This is a genomic window from Streptomyces sp. NPDC008317, assembly GCF_042955955.1.
Classification (GTDB): Bacteria; Actinomycetota; Actinomycetes; order Streptomycetales; family Streptomycetaceae; genus Actinacidiphila.
Map to the genome: position 1 here is coordinate 24,529 of NZ_JBIBFQ010000011.1, position 16,573 is coordinate 41,101.

Genomic DNA, 16,573 nt, shown 5'->3' on the forward strand with positions numbered 1-16,573 from the left:
AGCACCGGAGAAGCCGGAGAAGCGGGAAAACCCGGAGAAGCTTTCCGGAGAAGGAGGAGACACCGGCATGGCCGACCTGAACACCAGGCTGCTGGACGCCGCCCACTGCGGCGACGCGGAGCAGGTGACCGCCCTGCTCGACGCGGGCGCGGACATCGAGACCCGCGACGACCAACGGCGCACCCCGCTGCTGCTCGCCGCACTCGCCGACCACCCCGAAGCGGCCCGCAGGCTGGTCGCCGCCGGAGCCGATCCCAACGCGCGGGACTACCGCCAGGACACCCCCTGGCTGGTCACCGGCGTGACCGGCAGCGTCGAGATGATGCGCGCCCTGCTGCCCGCGCACCCCGACCTGACCCTCACCAACCGCTACGGCGGCGTCTCCGTCATCCCCGCCTCCGAACGCGGCCACGTCGCCTACGTCCGCGCCGTCCTCGCCGAGACCGACATCGACGTCAACCACGTCAACCGCCTCGGCTGGACCGCCCTCCTCGAAGCCGTCATCCTCGGCGACGGCGGGGCCGACCACCAGGAAATCGTCCGACTCCTCCTCGCCGCCCACGCTTCCCCCTCCCTCCCCGACGCCGACGGCGTCACCCCTCTCCAGCACGCCGAACGCCGTGGCTTCGACGCCATCGCCCAACAACTCCGCGCCGCGACCTGACGCAGGCCCCGGCCCCGGGCCCCTCGCCGGTCCCCGCCCCGCCGGGGCGGGGACCGGCTGAGGCGAGCCCGCGACCGGTCGCCCAGGGCGGGGCGAGACGCGCCCGACGGCGGGTGCGTCCGGGCGGCCCGCAGACCGGGGCGACTCCCTGGGGGCCAGGTCGAGGTCCCGGCCGGCCACGACTGCCCCTCCCAGTTGCCCGCCGCTTCCGCCGCCCTGCGTCCGACCGGGCTCTATCCGCCGTCCCGCAGGCGCAGGCCGCGCGGAGTGGCGTGGAAGCCCGCGGCTTCCAGGGCACGGCCGAGGGGCGAGGTGAGGGCCGACTCACCGTTGGTCCGCTCCACCGTGAGGCGGCCCAGCGCGCCCTCGCGGACGGCCAGCGCCAGCGCGTCCGCGGCGGCCTGGAGACGTATCTCGTCGTCGGGCCACGCCAGCAGCGTCTTGCCGCCGCGCTCGACGTAGAGGGCGGGCTCTCCGTCGATGAGGACGACCAGGGCGCCGGCCTTGCGGCCCGGTTTGTGGGTGACGCCCGCGGGCTGCTCGGGCCAGGGGAGGGCCGCACCATAGGCATTCGCGGGGTCGGCGGCGGCGAGCACCACCGTACGGGCGCGGGAGGCGTGCTCCTCCTCGCGGTCGCGCGCCGTGCTCAGGGCGCGCAGCCGGTCGACGGCGCCGTCCATGGCGAATTGGGCCGCCCCCAGTCCCTCCACCACGTAGCCGCGCCGGGCCTGCCCGGTCTCCTCGAAGGCCGCGAGCACCCGGTAGGCCGCGGAGAAGCCGCCCGCGACGCCCTCGGCGGCCACCGCGCCCCGGGTGACCACGCCGTGCCGGTCGAGCAGCGTGTGGGTGAGGGCGTGCGCCCGCAGCGTCGGGTCGGGCTCGGCGGACGGTACGAGGGACCAGCGGCCCGCGGTGGTCGGCGGACCGGAACGGGACGCCGTCGCACGCGGGGCGCGGGTCGCCAGCGAGCTGTACCGACCGCGCGGCACGGCCCGCGGTGCCCGGTGCGCGGTGGAACCCGCCGTGCGGCCCGAGCCGAGGAGCGCCCTGAGCGGCGACAGGGTGTCGTTGGTGAGCCGTCCCGACCAGGCCAGGTCCCAGACGGCGTCTGCCAGTTGGGGATCGGTGGTGTCCTGCCCCGCGGCCCGCACCTGCTCGGCGATCTGCCGGAAGAAGAGACCGTAGCCGCCGGACAGCGCGGCCAACACCGCCTCGTGCAGCGGGGACAGCTCCAACGGCTGCGGGGCGGGCAGCAGCAGGGGGGCGCTGTCGGCGAGGTAGAGCGACACCCAGCCGTCCTTGCCCGGCAGGGCGCCCGCCCCGGCCCACAGGATCTCGCCGGAGGCCGTCAACTCGTCCAGCATCGCCGGGTTATAGCCCGTCACCCGGGACGGCAGCACCAGCTTCTCCAGCGCCGACGCGGGTACGGACGCGCCCTGCAACTGCTCCACGGCCCGCACCAGCCCGTCCGGACCGCGCAGGCTGTGCGTGCCCACGTGCTGCCACTGCGGGAGGAAAACGCCGAGCGTGGCGGGCGGCACGGGCTCCAACTCCTGCCGCAGCGCGGCCAGCGAGCGGCGCCGCAACCGCCGCAGCACCGTCGCGTCGCACCACTCCTGGCCCGCGCCGCCCGGCCGGAATTCGCCCTGCACCGTACGGCCCGCCGCCGTCAGCCGTTGCAGCGTCCCGTCCGCCACCGCAGCGCCCAGGCCGAATCTCCCGGCCGCCTCCTTGGTCGTGAAAGGCCCGTGCGTGCGCGCGTACCGGGCGAGCAGATCCCCCAGCGGGTCCTTCACCGGCTCGGTGAACGCCACCGGCACGCCCACCGGCAGCGCCGTACCGAGCGCGTCCCGCAACCGCCCCGCGTCCTCGACCGCCGCCCAGTGCTCCGCCCCGGCGATCCGCACCCGGATCGCCCGCCTTGCCGTCTCCAGCTCCTCCGCCCAGCCCGGCTCCGCGCCCCGCGCGGCCAACTCCGCGCCGGTCAGCGGTCCGAGCACCCGCAGCAGATCCGCGACCCCCTCGGCGCTCTTCACCCGCCGGTCCTCGGTCAGCCACTGCAATTCGGTGTCCAACTCGGCCAGGACATCGGCGTCCAGCAACTCGCGCAGCTCCGCCTGGCCCAGCAGTTCCGCCAGCAGCCGCGAGTCCAGCGACAGCGCCGCGGCCCGCCGCTCCGCCAGCGGCGAGTCGCCCTCGTAGAGGAACTGCGCCACATAGCCGAACAGCAGCGAGCGGGCGAAGGGCGAGGGCTCGGGTGTGGTCACCTCGACCAGCCGCACCCTGCGGGCCTCGATGTCGCCCATCAGCTCCACCAGACCCGGCACGTCGAAGACGTCCTGAAGACATTCGCGGACCGCCTCGAGGACGATCGGGAAGGAGCCGAACTCCGAGGCGACCTGGAGCAGTTGCGAGGCTCGCTGGCGCTGCTGCCACAGCGGGGTGCGCTTTCCGGGGTCGCGGCGCGGCAACAACAGGGCGCGTGCGGCGCACTCGCGGAACCGGGAGGCGAACAGGGCCGAGCCGCCCACCTGATCGGTGACGAGCTGTTCGACCTCGCCCTTGTCGAACGCGACATCCGCCGCGCCCACCGGCGACTGCTCGGGGTCGAACTCCGCTCCGCGCAGCACCGGATCGGAGTCCAGCAGGTCCAGGCCCATCAAGTCGGCGTCCGGCAGCCGCAGCACGATCCCGTCGTCGGCGTGCATCGCCTGGGCGTCCAGGCCGTAGCGCTCCTGGAGCCGCGCGCCGAGCGCCAGCGCCCACGGCGCGTGCACCTGCGCGCCGAAGGGGGAGTGGATGACGACCCGCCAGTCGCCCAACTCGTCGCGGAACCGCTCGACCACGATCGTCCGGTCGTCCGGCACATGACCGCACGCCTGCCGCTGCTCGGCCAGATACGACAGCACATTGTCCGTCGCCCAGGTGTCGAGACCGGCCGCCGTCAGCCGCTCCCTGGCCCGCTCCGGTGCCAGCGCGCCCACCTCGCGCAGGAACGCGCCCAGCGCACGGCCGAGTTCGAGCGGGCGGCCGAGTTGGTCGCCCTTCCAGAACGGCAGCCGTCCCGGCACTCCCGGCGCGGGCGAGACCAGGACCCGGTCGCGAGTGATGTCCTCGATGCGCCACGAGGTGGTGCCCAGGGTGAAGACGTCCCCGACCCGGGACTCGTACACCATCTCCTCGTCCAGTTCCCCGACCCGGCCGCCGCCCTTCTTCGGGTCGGAGCCCGCCAGGAACACCCCGAACAGCCCGCGGTCGGGGATCGTGCCGCCGGAGGTGACGGCGAGCCGCTGGGTGCCGGGGCGTCCGGTCACCGTGTTCGCCACCCGGTCCCACACCAGGCGCGGGCGCAGTTCGGCGAAGGCGTCCGAGGGGTAGCGCCCGGCCAGCATGTCGAGGACCGCGATGTAGGCGGAGTGGGGCAGCGCCGAGAACGGCGCCGCACGCCGCACCAGGGCCAGCAGGTCGTCCACGTCCCAGGTGTCGAGCGCGGTCATCGCCACGATCTGCTGGGCCAGCACGTCCAGCGGATTCGCGGGCACCCGCAGCGACTCGATCGCGCCCTGCCGCATCCGCTCGGTCACCACGGCGGACTGCACCAGGTCACCGCGGTACTTGGGGAACACCACCCCGGTGGAGACCGCTCCCACCTGGTGCCCCGCGCGCCCGACCCGTTGCAGACCGGAGGCGACCGAGGGCGGCGACTCCACCTGCACCACCAGATCGACCGCGCCCATGTCGATCCCCAGCTCAAGGCTGGAGGTCGCGACGACCGCCGGCAGCCGCCCCGCCTTCAGGTCCTCTTCCACCAGGGCCCGCTGCTCCTTGGACACCGAGCCGTGGTGTGCCCTGGCCAGCACCGGCGGCGTGCCCTTGGCGGCACCGGACTGGGCCATGATCTCGGCGGGGGAGTGCGCCTCGGGCGGCGCCTCGCCCTCGGCCCGCTCGTAGGCGATCTCATTGAGCCGGTTGCACAGCCGCTCCGCCAGACGGCGCGAATTGGCGAAGACGATCGTGGAGCGGTGCGCCTGCACCAGGTCGGCGATCCGCTCCTCCACATGCGGCCAGATCGAGGCCCGCTCGGCGGGACCCGCCGCCGGCCCGGTGTGCTCGGCCACCGGGGAGCCGCCCAGCTCGCCCAGATCCTCCACCGGCACGACCACCGACAGGTCGAACCGCTTCTGCGACGGCGGCTGGACGATCGTCACCTTGCGGCGCGGCGACAGATAGCGGGCGATCTCGTCCACCGGCCGCACGGTCGCCGACAGCCCGATCCGGCGGGCGGGCCGGTCAAGGAACTCGTCCAGCCGCTCCAGGGAGAGCGCCAGATGCGCCCCGCGCTTGGTGCCCGCGACCGCGTGCACCTCGTCCAGGATCACCGTCTCGACCCCGCTCAGCGCCTCCCGCGCGGCGGAGGTGAGCATCAGGAACAGCGATTCGGGGGTGGTGATCAAAATGTCCGGCGGCCTGGTCACCAGCGCCCGCCGCTCCGCCGGAGGCGTGTCGCCCGAGCGGATGCCGACCCGGACCTCGGGCTCCGGCAGTCCCAGCCGTACCGACTCCTGCCGCAGCCCGGCGAGCGGGCTGCGCAGATTTCGCTCGACGTCCACCGCGAGCGCCTTCAGCGGCGACACGTACAGCACCCGGCACCTGCGGCGGGCCTCGGCGGGCGGCGGGGTGCTGGCCAGCCGGTCCAGGGCGGCGAGGAAGGCCGCCAGCGTCTTGCCGGAGCCGGTCGGCGCGACGACCAGCACGTCGGAGCCCTCGGCGATGGCCGACCACGCCCCGGCCTGGGCGTCGGTGGGCTCGCTGAACGCCCCCGTGAACCACGCGCGGGTGGCCGGGGAGAACGCGTCGAGACTGCTGCGACTGGACATGGCATCCATCCTGCCTCGCCGCACCGACACCGCGCGGCGGCCGGCCCCTCAGCCTGTGGATAACTCGCTGGACGCCCCGGCCCGCCACCGGTCCACAATGGCCGTGTGACGGTGCGAGAGCAGGCCAGGTACTGGGAGCACCCCGGACTGCCCGGAGTCGACCTGCTGCGTGCCCGCTATGTCCGGCACACCTTCACCCGGCACGCCCACGACAGCTACGTGATCGCGGCGGTCACCGGAGGCGTCGAGGGCATCGGGCTGCCCGGCGGAGCCGAGCGGGCGGGCGCGGGCGGAGTCGTCCTGATCAACCCCGAGACCCCGCACACCGCCTACGCGGGCGTCGAGGAGGGCTGGAGCTACCGGGTCCTCTACCCCTCGCCCGCCGTGGTCGCCGCCGTCGCCGCGGAGACCACGGCGCTGCGCGGCACCCCCTCCTTCAACGCCTCGGTGCTCGACGACCCCGTGACCGCCCGCATGATCGCCGACGTCCACCGCGCCGCCGAAGGGGACAACGCGCTCGCCGCCGACACGCAGCTGCGCCTCGTCGTCGCCCGGATGCTCGCCCGCCACGCGAACTCCGCGGCCCTCGGACCCGCGCCCGTCGCGGGCGCGGGCGTCGCGGCCCGTGCCCGTGACCTGCTGGCCACCCGCCTGGCGGCCCCGCCGAGCCTGGAGGAACTGGCCCGTGAGGTCGGCACCGGCCCCTTCGCCCTGCTGCGCGCCTTCAAGGCCGCCTACGGGCTGCCGCCGCACGCCTGGCTGACCAGCGAGCGGGTCAGGGCCGCCCGCCGCCTGCTCGACACAGGCGTCAGCCCGGCCGACACGGCCGCCGCCGTCGGCTTCACCGACCAGCCCCACCTCAACCGGCACTTCGCCCGGATCGTCGGCGTCCCGCCCGGCGCATACCAACGCGAGCGCAAGAACGTACAAGACCCGCCGTCCCGCCGTCCCTAACCTCATGCGGGTGACGGGACATCCGATAGCCACAGAACCCGCGGAATCCGCCGACCGCAGAGAATCCACCGGGCCGGCGGACCGGCAGCCACGCTCCGCGCGCGCCCAGGTCGTCCGCGACGCCCTCGGGGTGGGCGTTGCCGTCGGGCTCTCCGGCTTCGCCTTCGGCGTGACCTCCGCCGGAGCCGGGCTCGCACTCGCCCAGACCTGCGCCCTGTCCCTGCTGGTGTTCACCGGAGCGTCGCAATTCGCCCTGGTCAGCGCCCTGGGGGCGGGCGGCAACCCCTTCGCGGCAGCCGCGGGAGCCTTCTTCCTCGGCACCCGCAACGCCTTCTACGGGCTCCGGCTCTCCCAACTCCTCCGCCTGCCCGCCGCGATACGGCCGCTGGCCGCGCAGTGGGTCATCGACGAGACCTCCGCGGTCGCGCTGGCGCAGAAGGACCGCGCCTCCGCGCGGCTGGGCTTCACCGTCACCGGAGGCAGCCTCTACGCCCTGTGGAATCTGACCACCCTCATCGGCGCCCTGGGCGCCTCGGCGCTCGGCGACCCCGCTTCCTGGGGGCTGGACGCGGCAGGCCCCGCCGTCTTCCTCGCGCTCCTCGCCCCCATGGTCAAGGGGCGCGCCGAACGGGCGGTCGCCGCGGTCGCCGTCCTCCTCGGCCTTGTCTGCCTGCCACTCCTGCCTGCCGGAGTCCCGGTCCTGGTCGCCGCCCTGGCGGCGCCCCTCGTCCTGGCCGTCACCCGCGCGAAGCGCACCGGAAAGGACGCGTCAGGAACCGTACGGAAGCCGGAACGGACACCAGCAAAGGCACCGGCACGGACATCGGCACCAGCACGGGCATCGGCATCGGCGCCGGCACGCGAAGAGGGAGAGACAGCGGAATGAGCACAGGAGCGAGTACCTGGATCGCCGTCATCGTGACGGCCCTCGGCTGCTACGCGGTCAAACTGCTGGGCCTGTCCGTACCGGCGGGATTGCTGGAACGCCCCGTGGTCAAGCGCCTCGCCGCGCTCGTGCCCATCGCGCTCCTCGCCGCGCTCACCGCCCTCCAGACCTTCGGCACCAGCGGACTGCGGCTGGCCGTGGACGCGCGCTCGGCCGGGCTCGCGGCGGCGGCCGCAGCCCTCCTGCTGCGGGCGCCCTTCCTCGTGGTGGTGGCCGCGGCCGTCGTCGTGACCGCGGCCGTACGGGCCGTCTCCGGCATGTGAGCCACGGGCCGGTCCTCCGCGACATCCGGTGCCCGGTCACCGGCGTAAGGACCGGGCACCTGGATCAGCGCCCCATACCCGCGCGGCCTCGCCGTCAGCCCAGACGGCCGTACGCGCGCAGCGTCCGCAGCGCCTCGATCGTCACCATGGGCCGCCCTTCGAGGGCGGAGCCCGGCGCCCACTCGCGCCAGGTGATCGGCCAGCCGCCGTCGTCGCCCTGCTGCCCCGCGAGATGGTCCAGCGACCGTTCCATCTCGGTGTCGGTGAACCACGACCGGGCGGCCGAGTCGGGGGAGGGCGCGAAGTCGTGGGCGAAGTGGTGTTCGCCCGGCGCGTATCCGGTCGGCGGCGCGACCCGCCCGGCGCGCTCGGGCTCCAGCAGCGCCAGACCCTGCTCGCGCACCAGTCGTCCCAGCCGCTCCACCGCGCCCTGCGCACGCGGCCGGTCCTGCGCCGAGGCCAGGAACGCCAGCGAGGCCAGCACCTCATAGGGATGCGTCCGGTCCAGGGCGTCGATCGCCGCCCAGCAGAAGTCCGTCGACCTGAACAGCCACGCGTGCCACACCTCGTTGCGCCGCAGCAGCCCCACCACGGGCCCGGTGGCGAGCAAATCACCGGGCGGGTCGTCGGAGATCCGCATCCAGGGCGCGTACGGATAGCCGCGCAAGGACGCGTCGACCGCGGGCAGCGCGCCCTCCGCCGTCGAGCACGCCGTCAGATAGCGGCAGATGCGCTCGGCCCTGCCGCCCCTGCACCGGTCGATCTCGTCCAGCACCCGCAGCGCGTACGCCACGTGCAGCGGCTGGCTCACCGGGCCGCGCAGGTCGGGCTCCAGCGCGTGGCCGTATCCGGCGTCGTCATTGCGGTACGCGTCGAGCGCGGTCTCGACCGCGTCCCCGTCGCCGTCGAGGAAGTGGAAGGCGAACCTGCGCTGCTCGAGCACACGGGCGGTGAGCCACACGAACTGCTCGGCGCGACCTAGCGGGGTTGCTGGCATGCGCGCACCCTAGGGCGTGCGCGGCGGCCTGGAACACGGCTGAGCCGAGGAGCCACCCGGCTGTGTGACGGTACGCGTGCGGGCGCGGGATACTGGCAGTCATGCGGTTGACGATTTTCTGGGAGCGGATGCGCGCGCACTTCGGCGACGCGTACGCCGATTCCTTCGCGCGGGACCATGTGATGGCCGAATTGGGCGGCCGTACGGTGCATCAGGCGCTGGACGACGGCTGGGAGGCCAAGGACGTCTGGCGCGCGGTGTGCGCCTCGATGGACGTGCCCGCCGCCAAGCGCTGACGCGGCGTCGCGAGCGGAGCGACGGATTCAGGAGCGGCCCGACACCCCCGGCGGGTCGCTTGACATCAAATTCGAACATCCATTCTTATGGCTTGTGCCGGGTGGATTTCCGTGGTGACGAAGCGTGTTTCCGCCGGAGTTATCCACAGCACGGGGCGACGGCCGGGCGCGTTGTCAGTGCCAGGCGCTAGCGTCGTGGACGTGAAGCGATCGAACCAGACATCCCGGGTGGAGCCCATGGCAGGAAACGACCGCGAGAAGGCGCTCGACGCCGCGCTCGCGCAGATTGAACGGCAGTTCGGCAAGGGCGCGGTCATGCGCCTGGGCGACCGGCCGAACGAACCCATCGAAGTCATCCCCACCGGATCGACCGCTCTTGACGTGGCACTCGGCGTCGGCGGCCTGCCGCGCGGCCGAGTGGTGGAGGTCTACGGCCCGGAGTCCTCCGGTAAGACGACCCTCACCCTGCACGCGGTGGCCAACGCCCAGCGGGCGGGCGGCACGGTGGCGTTCGTGGACGCCGAGCACGCGCTGGACCCCGACTACGCCAAGGCGCTCGGCGTCGACACGGACAATCTGATCCTGTCCCAGCCGGACACCGGCGAGCAGGCGCTGGAGATCGTGGACATGCTGGTCCGCTCCGGCGCTCTCGACCTCATCGTGGTCGACTCCGTGGCAGCCCTCGTGCCACGGGCCGAGATCGAGGGCGAGATGGGCGACTCGCACGTGGGTCTCCAGGCCCGCCTGATGAGCCAGGCCCTCCGCAAGATCACCAGCGCGCTCAACCAGACCAAGACCACCTGCATCTTCATCAACCAGCTCCGCGAGAAGATCGGTGTGATGTTCGGCTCGCCGGAGACCACCACCGGTGGCCGCGCGCTGAAGTTCTACGCCTCCGTCCGACTCGACATCCGCCGGATCGAGACCCTCAAGGACGGCACCGAGGCGGTCGGCAACCGTACCCGCGTCAAGGTCGTCAAGAACAAGGTCGCGCCGCCCTTCAAGCAGGCCGAGTTCGACATCCTCTACGGCCACGGCATCAGCCGTGAGGGCGGCCTGATCGACATGGGCGTGGAGCACGGCTTCGTCCGCAAGTCCGGCGCCTGGTACACGTACGAGGGCGACCAACTCGGTCAGGGCAAGGAAAACGCGCGCAATTTCCTGAAGGACAACCCCGACCTGTCGGACGAGATCGAGAAGAAGATCAAGGAGAAGCTCGGCGTCGGCGTGCCGAAGGTCGAGGCGCCGGGCGCACAGCCCGGGGCGGACGCGGCAGGACCCGCGGCCGTGGCCAAGACCGACGCGCCCAAGGCCGAGGTCCCCGCGCCCAAGGGCGCGAAGGCGACCAAGGCGACCGCCGCCAAGGCCTGACGCCGTGGCGCGCAGGTCCCCTGAGCGCGGCGGCTCTTCCGAGTCGAGGGCCTCGCGAGAGCCGCCGCTCGATCCCGAGGAGCAGGCGCGGGCGCTGTGCCTGCGCCTGCTCACCGGGACGCCCCGCACCCGCAGGCAGCTCGCCGACGCCCTGCGCAAGCACGAGATCCCGGACGAGGTCGCCGAACGCGTCCTGGAACGCTTCCAGGACGTGGGGCTGATCGACGACCAGGCGTTCGCCAACTCCTGGGTGGAGTCCCGGCACCGCGGCCGGGGTCTCGCCCGCCGTGCCCTCGCACAGGAGCTCCGCCACCGCGGAGTGGACGCGGAGCTGGTGAACGAAGCGGTCGGACTGCTCGACCACGACCAGGAGGAGCAGACCGCCCGCGAGCTGGTACGCCGCAGGCTGCCGGGCACCCGCGGGCTGGACCGCGACAAGCGGATCCGCCGCGTCGCGGGCATGCTCGCCCGCAAGGGCTACTCCGAGGGCCTGGCCCTCCGGGTGGTGCGGGAAGCGCTCGCCGCCGAGGGCGTCGAGGAGGAGCTCGAAGAGGAGCCGTGGGAGTGACGGCGGCGAGGACGGCGGAATCCTGGAAGGCGAGGGAGTACGAAGGCCCCGCCACCGGACGTCGCCCTGCCGCCAGGGCCTCCCAAAACCGCCCCGCCGTCCGGCACCGGGACCATCCGCCAAGGGAGACGGTGCCGGTGACCGGCAGCCCCGGCGGGCTGACGGTGACCGTCCGGCAGGGCGTGCCCGGCCCGGCTGCTACCGGGTGTGCCCGCTGACCCGCGTGCCCGCCGCGCCGCCGGGCCCGCCGCCTTCACCGTCACCGTCGTCGGAGTCCGGCTCCGTACCTTCGCTGCCCGCCGGCACCGGCGGACCGCCGCGGGCCAGGTCGGCGTACGAGTACAGCTCCGCGGGGCGGCAGCCCACCATCGCCGTGACCAGGCGTCCGTCCGGCCGGATCAGCAGCACACTGTGCGCGGTCGCCCCCGGATACGTCTCGGCGACGACCAGCTCCGCGCGGGTCGGCAGCGCGGCGACCGCGGAGGCGAGCCGGGGCATGAGCCCGGCGGTCAGCCAGTGACGGCTGTCCCACACCCCCGTACCCGGCGCGATCAGCACCACGATCAACCCCCGGCCGAGCCGGTCCCGCAGCCGTCCGACGGTGCCGTCGAGCGCGGTCACCGACACATCGGTCACCGCACCGCCCGGCGGCGTGTCGCACCCGGCGACCAGCGGCGACGGCCCGGACTTGCCGCCACCGGAGCGCGGCGCGGGCAGCGCGAGCGGCGAGCGCCCGTAGACCGAGGACGCGGCGGCGGACCCCCGGCCGAGATGGCTGTCGGTCAGCAGCTCCGCCTGGCCGCGCGCCGAGCCCGACAGCACCGCGTGCCGTACCGTCTGCCACGCGCCACTGGCCCGCAGCAGCGGAAGCGCCTGGTCGGTGGCGCGCAACCGGGCGCCGACCGCCCCGCGCCGCTCCGCCTCGTAGCTGTTCAGCAGTATCTTCGACGCGCCGTCGTGCCAGGCCAGCGAGAGCTTCCAGGACAGATTCTCCGCGTCCCGCAGCCCCTCCTCGACGCTCTGCGCTCCGAGCGCGCCCATCAGGTGTGCGGCGTCCCCCGCGAGGAAGACCCGCCCCCTGCGCCAGCGCCTGGCCAGCCGCTGGTGCACCGGATAGTCGGCCGAGCCGACGAGTTCGTACGGGACGACGCTGCCGCACCAGGCGGTGAGCGTGGACCGCAGCCGTTCCACCAACGCGTCGGACGTGAGCAGCCGTCCCTGCGGGGGCAGCAGCCAGTCCAGCCGCCACAGGCCGTCCGGCAACGGACGAGCCGTCACCTCCTGGCCCGCGGGCGCCCCCGGCGGGTCGCGGTGCAGCAACGCCACACCCGGTTCGGGGAGTTCCGCGCGGATCACCGCCACCGCGTGCCGGTCGACGGCGGTGCGGCCGGGGAAACGTACGCCCGTCAGCTTGCGGACCGTCGAACGGGGACCGTCGCAGCCGACCAGGAAACTGCCGCGCCACCAGGTGTCGTGCGACCCGCGGGTGTGCACGGTGATCCCGAGACCGTCCTGCTCGAACGCGTCCACCCGGCAGCCCGGCACGATTCGCACCGACCCGCAGGCGAGCAGCGCGTCGCGCAGGCCGCGCTCCAATTGGTGCTGCGCGATGTGCGTGGGGGAGTCCTGCGGTCCGAATTCGACGCGCAGCACTTCCGTACGACGGCGCAATGTGCGCCAGGCCGACCAGGAGGCTCCGTCGCCGCGGACACCGGCGTAGCCGAGCCGTTCGACGAACGCGACCGTGTCGGGGCCGAGGACCGCGGTGCGTGGGCGCCGTAACCCGTCGGCATCGGTCAGTGCCTCCGCCTCGTCGAGGACGATGACGGGGACGTCGCGGCGGGCCAGAGCGAGGGCGAGGGCCAGGCCCACGGGACCCGCCCCCGCGACGATCACCGGGTCCATGGAGAGGCCCCCGGAAGAAGTGCGGTCACAAAGCGTATGCAACCCACTGCGCCTTCCCACGTCAAGCGACGGTCCCGCCTCGGCGCGGTGCGCCGCTCCACGCGCCCTCCGTGCCCCGTGCGCGCCCTCGGGCACCTCCGGTGCGTACCGGGTCGGTAACGGTCCACCGCGCGAGCCGGTAGGGCCTTGACGCACCCCGTGCCGATCGGCGTGGATTCGGTCCACAGGTACCGCTACCGCACACGAACAACACGATCAGCCGAAATGATCATAAGACCGGATGAACAGGGAGGTTGACGATGCGACTGCTCCTCGTGGAGGACGACGACAGGGTCGCCTCCGCCCTCTCCGCGGTCCTCGGCAAGCACGGCTTCGACGTGCGGCACGCCCGCAGCGGCGAGGAGGCGATCCAGGCGCTGCTGCCCGGCGACGGCCCCGCGTACGACTGTGTCCTGCTCGACCTGGGGCTGCCCGACCAGGACGGTTTCGAGGTGTGCAGCCGGATACGCCGCCGTACCGCGACCCCGGTGATCATGGTGACCGCGCGGGCCGACGTACGCTCCCGGATCCACGGCCTCAACCTGGGCGCGGACGACTACGTGGTGAAGCCGTACGACACGGGCGAACTGCTGGCGCGGATCCACGCCGTGAGCCGCCGCCCGCCGCTGAACGCGCAAGGCGCCGCCGGGCCGACGGCCACCGGCGCGACCGTCGCGGGCACCGGAGTGCTGGCCGCCGCGCGGACCGGCGAGACCGGCCCGCAGGAGAGCGCCAAACTGCTGCTCGGCACGGTCACCATCGAACTGTCCACCCGCCGCGTCACCGTGGAGGGCGATCTGATCGCCCTCACCCGCAAGGAGTTCGATCTGCTGTCGCTGCTCGCCAAGCGGCCGGGTGTCGTCTTCCGCAGGGAGCAGATCATCAGCGAGGTGTGGCGCACCGCGTGGGAGGGTACGGGTCGCACCCTTGAGGTCCATGTGGCGTCCCTGCGCTCCAAACTGCGGACCCCGGCGATGATCGAGACGGTGCGCGGGGTCGGATACCGGCTCGTCGTCCCCGTCGGCTGACCCGTCGAGGCCACCACCTTGCGCTCCCGCCTGCTCCCGCTGCTCATCGTGCTGATGGCCGGTGTCCTGCTGGCCCTCGGCTTCCCGCTGGCCGCCAGCCAGGCCGCGTCCCAGCAGCAGCGCGTCGTGGTCGACCGCATCGACGACACCACGCGCTTCGCGGCGCTCGCGCAGTACGTCACCGCGCGGGACGAACAGACCGCCGTGGACAGCGCCGACGACGAGCGGCTGCACACCCTGCGCACCGAACTCACCCGTTACAAAGAGCTGTACGGCATCGACGCCGGAGTCTTCTACCGCGACCGCACCGCGATGGCCGCCGCGCCCGGCGACTGGAAGGTGCCGGACGAGGGCGAGCTGTTCGACGCCTACAACTCGGCGCTGCTCGGCCGCCGCACCCACGACCCCCGCCAGGTGTGGCCGTGGCAGACCCGCAAACTCGCCATCGCCTCGCCGATCGTCCGGGACGGGGACGTCGTCGCCGTCGTCGTGACCGATTCGCCGACCGGCGCGCTGCGCTCCCGCATCCTGCACGGCTGGCTGCTGCTGGCGGCCGGGGAACTGGCGGCGATGGCCATCGCCGTGCTCTTCGCCGTCCGCCTGACCGCCTGGGTGCTGCTTCCAGTCGCCACCTTGGACCGCGTCACCCACGACATCGCGACCGGCCGGATGAAGTCGCGTGTCGGAACGGCGGGCGGCCCGCCGGAACTCCGCCGCCTGGTCCGTTCGTTCAACGAGATGGCCGACAACGTCGAGGAAGTCCTCGACCAGCAGCGGGCCTTCGTGGCGGACGCGTCGCATCAGTTGCGCAATCCGCTCGCCGCACTGCTGCTGCGGATCGAATTGCTCGGCCTGGAACTGCCCGACGGCCACGACGAGGCCGAGGCGGTGAAGGAGGAGGGGCACCGGCTCGCCCAGGTGCTCGACGACCTGCTGGGCCTGGCGCTCGCCGAACGCTCCGGCAGTCATCTGGCCGTCACCGATCTCGCCGCGCTCGCCCGTACCCGCTCGGCGGCCTGGCGCCCCGTCGCCGACCAGGCGGGAATCTCCGTGGAGTTCACGGTGGAGGGGGAGGACTCGGAGGACCGGGGAGGTGAGAGCGCGGGGGAGCGGGCGGGCGAGAGCCCGGAGGAGCGGGCGGCGCTCAAGGTGACCGGGTGGGCCGACGCGGTCGCGCTGTCCAGCGCCTTGGACGCGGTGATCGACAACGCGATCAAATTCACCCCGCGCGGCGAGGCCGTCCATGTGCGCGTGGCGGCGGACGACCAGCGCACCGCGATCTCCGTCGCCGACAGCGGTCCCGGCCTGACGGACGAGGAACTCGCCAGGATCGGCGATCGTTTCTGGCGCAGCGCCCGCCACCAGAATGTGCACGGCTCCGGCCTCGGCCTGTCCATCGCCCGCGCCCTGCTGAGCCAGGGCGGCGGCGCCATCAGTTACGGGCGGCGCGACCCGCACGGCCTGGAGGTCATCCTGACGGTGCCGAGGACGGCGCCGGTCGGGGTGTGACCGTCCGGTTGTCGGATCGTACGACCGTCTGATCATGACCACGGAGTGCGCGGCGGGGTGAGCGCGCGGCGCGGCCGAGGTCGCGGCGGAGCACCCGCTACGGCTTCACCGACCGGTAGTACCGCTCCGCGCCGACATGCAGCGGCAGCGGATCGGTGAACACCGCGGTCCGCAGGTCCACCAATTGCGCGGCGTGCACCTCCTTGCCGATCGCGTCCCGGCTGTCGATCACCGCACGGGTGAGCCGTTCGACCAGGCCGGTGTTCGCGCGGTCCGTGGTGACCAGCAGATTGGCGACGGCGATGGTGGCGATCGCCTGCCCCTTCTGCGCCTGCGGATACGCGTCGGCGGGCATCACGGCCTGCCGGTAGTACGCCATCTGCGGTCCCATGGAATGCAGCTTCGCCACCAGGTCGCCGAGTTGGACGAGCTTGATGCCCGGCGAGGAGTGCGCCATCTCGGCCACGGCGGCGGTCGGCAGCCCGCCCGACCAGAAGAACGCATCCAGTTGCTTGTCGCGCAGCATCGCGGGCGCCTGGTCGATGCCGACCGGTATCGCGTCCACATCCTTGGTGATGTCCAGGCCCGCCGCCGCGAACAGCCGCCTGGTGATCAGATTGACCCCGGAGTCCGCCTGGCCGACCCCGACCCGCAGCCCGCGCAGATCGCGCGCGGACCGCACAGTGGAATCGCTCGGTACGACAAGCTGCATGTAGTCGTCGTAGAGCCGGGCGCAGGCGCGCAACTGGTCCTTGCCTGGACCGTTGTAATCGGCGACGGCGTCGGCCGCGGCGATGGTGAAGTCCGCCCGTCCTGACGCCACCCGCTTGATGTTGTCGACCGAGCCCTCGGTGTGCACGAGATTGACCCGCACTCCCGGCAGCGCGGTGTGCAAATCGCCCTTGAGGAGCAGCCCGTACTTCTCGTACACCCCGTTGGCGACCCCGGTGGCCAGCGACATCGGCGCCCGCGGATACGAAGGCCCCGCGTTCGGCAGCAGCCACCACAGCAGGAGGGCGAGCACGGAGACCCCGGCCAGCAGCGCCTGGAGCACGCGCCGCCGCCTGCCCAGCGCGGCATCGCGCAGGCGTACGACGGGGCGGGGGAGGTCCATGCATGGGGATCCTGCCAGCCGGGCGGGAATCGGGGAAGGGAG

12 protein-coding genes and 1 pseudogene are annotated in these 16,573 nt (G+C 73.2%); 9 read left to right on the forward strand and 4 right to left on the reverse strand.

The window, feature by feature from the left end; translation table 11 throughout:
• The first annotated feature begins 67 nt into the window (after positions 1-67).
• Complete coding sequence (locus tag ACFY9V_RS30275; RefSeq protein WP_391163789.1) at positions 68-664, forward strand: ankyrin repeat domain-containing protein; 597 nt, start codon at positions 68-70, stop codon at positions 662-664.
• Positions 665-897: 233 nt separating this feature from the next.
• On the opposite strand, the gene ACFY9V_RS30280 is transcribed toward ACFY9V_RS30275, so the two are convergent.
• Positions 898-5,541: an ATP-dependent helicase gene (locus ACFY9V_RS30280; RefSeq protein ID WP_391163790.1), complete on the reverse strand. Its 4,644-nt coding sequence runs from the start codon at positions 5,539-5,541 to the stop codon at positions 898-900.
• A 105-nt stretch (positions 5,542-5,646) separates the two neighbouring features.
• Here ACFY9V_RS30280 and ACFY9V_RS30285 point away from each other — a divergent pair, with 105 nt between their 5' ends.
• From ACFY9V_RS30285 to ACFY9V_RS30295, 3 genes are read left to right on the forward strand one after another with little or no spacing between them, the layout of a single operon-like run.
• Positions 5,647-6,495, forward strand: coding sequence for an AraC family transcriptional regulator (locus tag ACFY9V_RS30285; RefSeq protein WP_355338155.1), 849 nt, complete (start codon positions 5,647-5,649; stop codon positions 6,493-6,495).
• A 4-nt stretch (positions 6,496-6,499) separates the two neighbouring features.
• Positions 6,500-7,381: an AzlC family ABC transporter permease gene (locus ACFY9V_RS30290; protein ID WP_391163792.1), complete on the forward strand. Its 882-nt coding sequence runs from the start codon at positions 6,500-6,502 to the stop codon at positions 7,379-7,381.
• Positions 7,378-7,704, forward strand: coding sequence for an AzlD domain-containing protein (locus ACFY9V_RS30295; RefSeq protein WP_391163793.1), 327 nt, complete (start codon positions 7,378-7,380; stop codon positions 7,702-7,704). The genes ACFY9V_RS30290 and ACFY9V_RS30295 overlap by 4 nt, the downstream gene beginning before the upstream one ends.
• Before the next feature lie 94 nt (positions 7,705-7,798).
• Here the strand turns inward: ACFY9V_RS30295 and ACFY9V_RS30300 are convergent, their stop codons facing one another.
• Positions 7,799-8,701 (reverse strand): hypothetical protein, encoded by a 903-nt coding sequence (locus ACFY9V_RS30300; RefSeq protein ID WP_391163794.1) that lies wholly within the window; start codon positions 8,699-8,701, stop codon positions 7,799-7,801.
• A gap of 101 nt (positions 8,702-8,802) precedes the next feature.
• Here ACFY9V_RS30300 and ACFY9V_RS30305 point away from each other — a divergent pair, with 101 nt between their 5' ends.
• From ACFY9V_RS30305 to recX, 3 genes and pseudogenes are all read left to right on the forward strand, one after another.
• Positions 8,803-8,997: a DUF3046 domain-containing protein gene (locus ACFY9V_RS30305; protein WP_188286122.1), complete on the forward strand. Its 195-nt coding sequence runs from the start codon at positions 8,803-8,805 to the stop codon at positions 8,995-8,997.
• Between the two features lie 237 nt (positions 8,998-9,234).
• On the forward strand, positions 9,235-10,368 hold the full coding sequence (gene recA, locus ACFY9V_RS30310; RefSeq protein WP_355338167.1) for a recombinase RecA: 1,134 nt from the start codon (positions 9,235-9,237) through the stop codon (positions 10,366-10,368).
• Positions 10,325-10,936: pseudogene (gene recX, locus ACFY9V_RS30315) on the forward strand (recombination regulator RecX); the annotation flags it as partial. The gene recA and the pseudogene recX, both read left to right, overlap by 44 nt.
• Before the next feature lie 198 nt (positions 10,937-11,134).
• On the opposite strand, the gene ACFY9V_RS30320 reads toward recX, so the two are convergent.
• Positions 11,135-12,841: an FAD-dependent monooxygenase gene (locus ACFY9V_RS30320; protein ID WP_391163795.1), complete on the reverse strand. Its 1,707-nt coding sequence runs from the start codon at positions 12,839-12,841 to the stop codon at positions 11,135-11,137.
• 299 nt (positions 12,842-13,140) lie between these two features.
• Here ACFY9V_RS30320 and ACFY9V_RS30325 point away from each other — a divergent pair, with 299 nt between their 5' ends.
• Complete coding sequence (locus tag ACFY9V_RS30325; protein WP_355338173.1) at positions 13,141-13,908, forward strand: response regulator transcription factor; 768 nt, start codon at positions 13,141-13,143, stop codon at positions 13,906-13,908.
• A gap of 18 nt (positions 13,909-13,926) precedes the next feature.
• A complete protein-coding gene (locus tag ACFY9V_RS30330) occupies positions 13,927-15,417 on the forward strand; it encodes an ATP-binding protein (protein WP_391163796.1) in 1,491 nt (496 codons plus the stop codon).
• A gap of 97 nt (positions 15,418-15,514) precedes the next feature.
• Here ACFY9V_RS30330 and ACFY9V_RS30335 read toward each other — a convergent pair whose 3' ends face one another.
• Complete coding sequence (locus tag ACFY9V_RS30335) at positions 15,515-16,531, reverse strand: TAXI family TRAP transporter solute-binding subunit (protein ID WP_391163798.1); 1,017 nt, start codon at positions 16,529-16,531, stop codon at positions 15,515-15,517.
• Positions 16,532-16,573 lie beyond the last annotated feature (42 nt).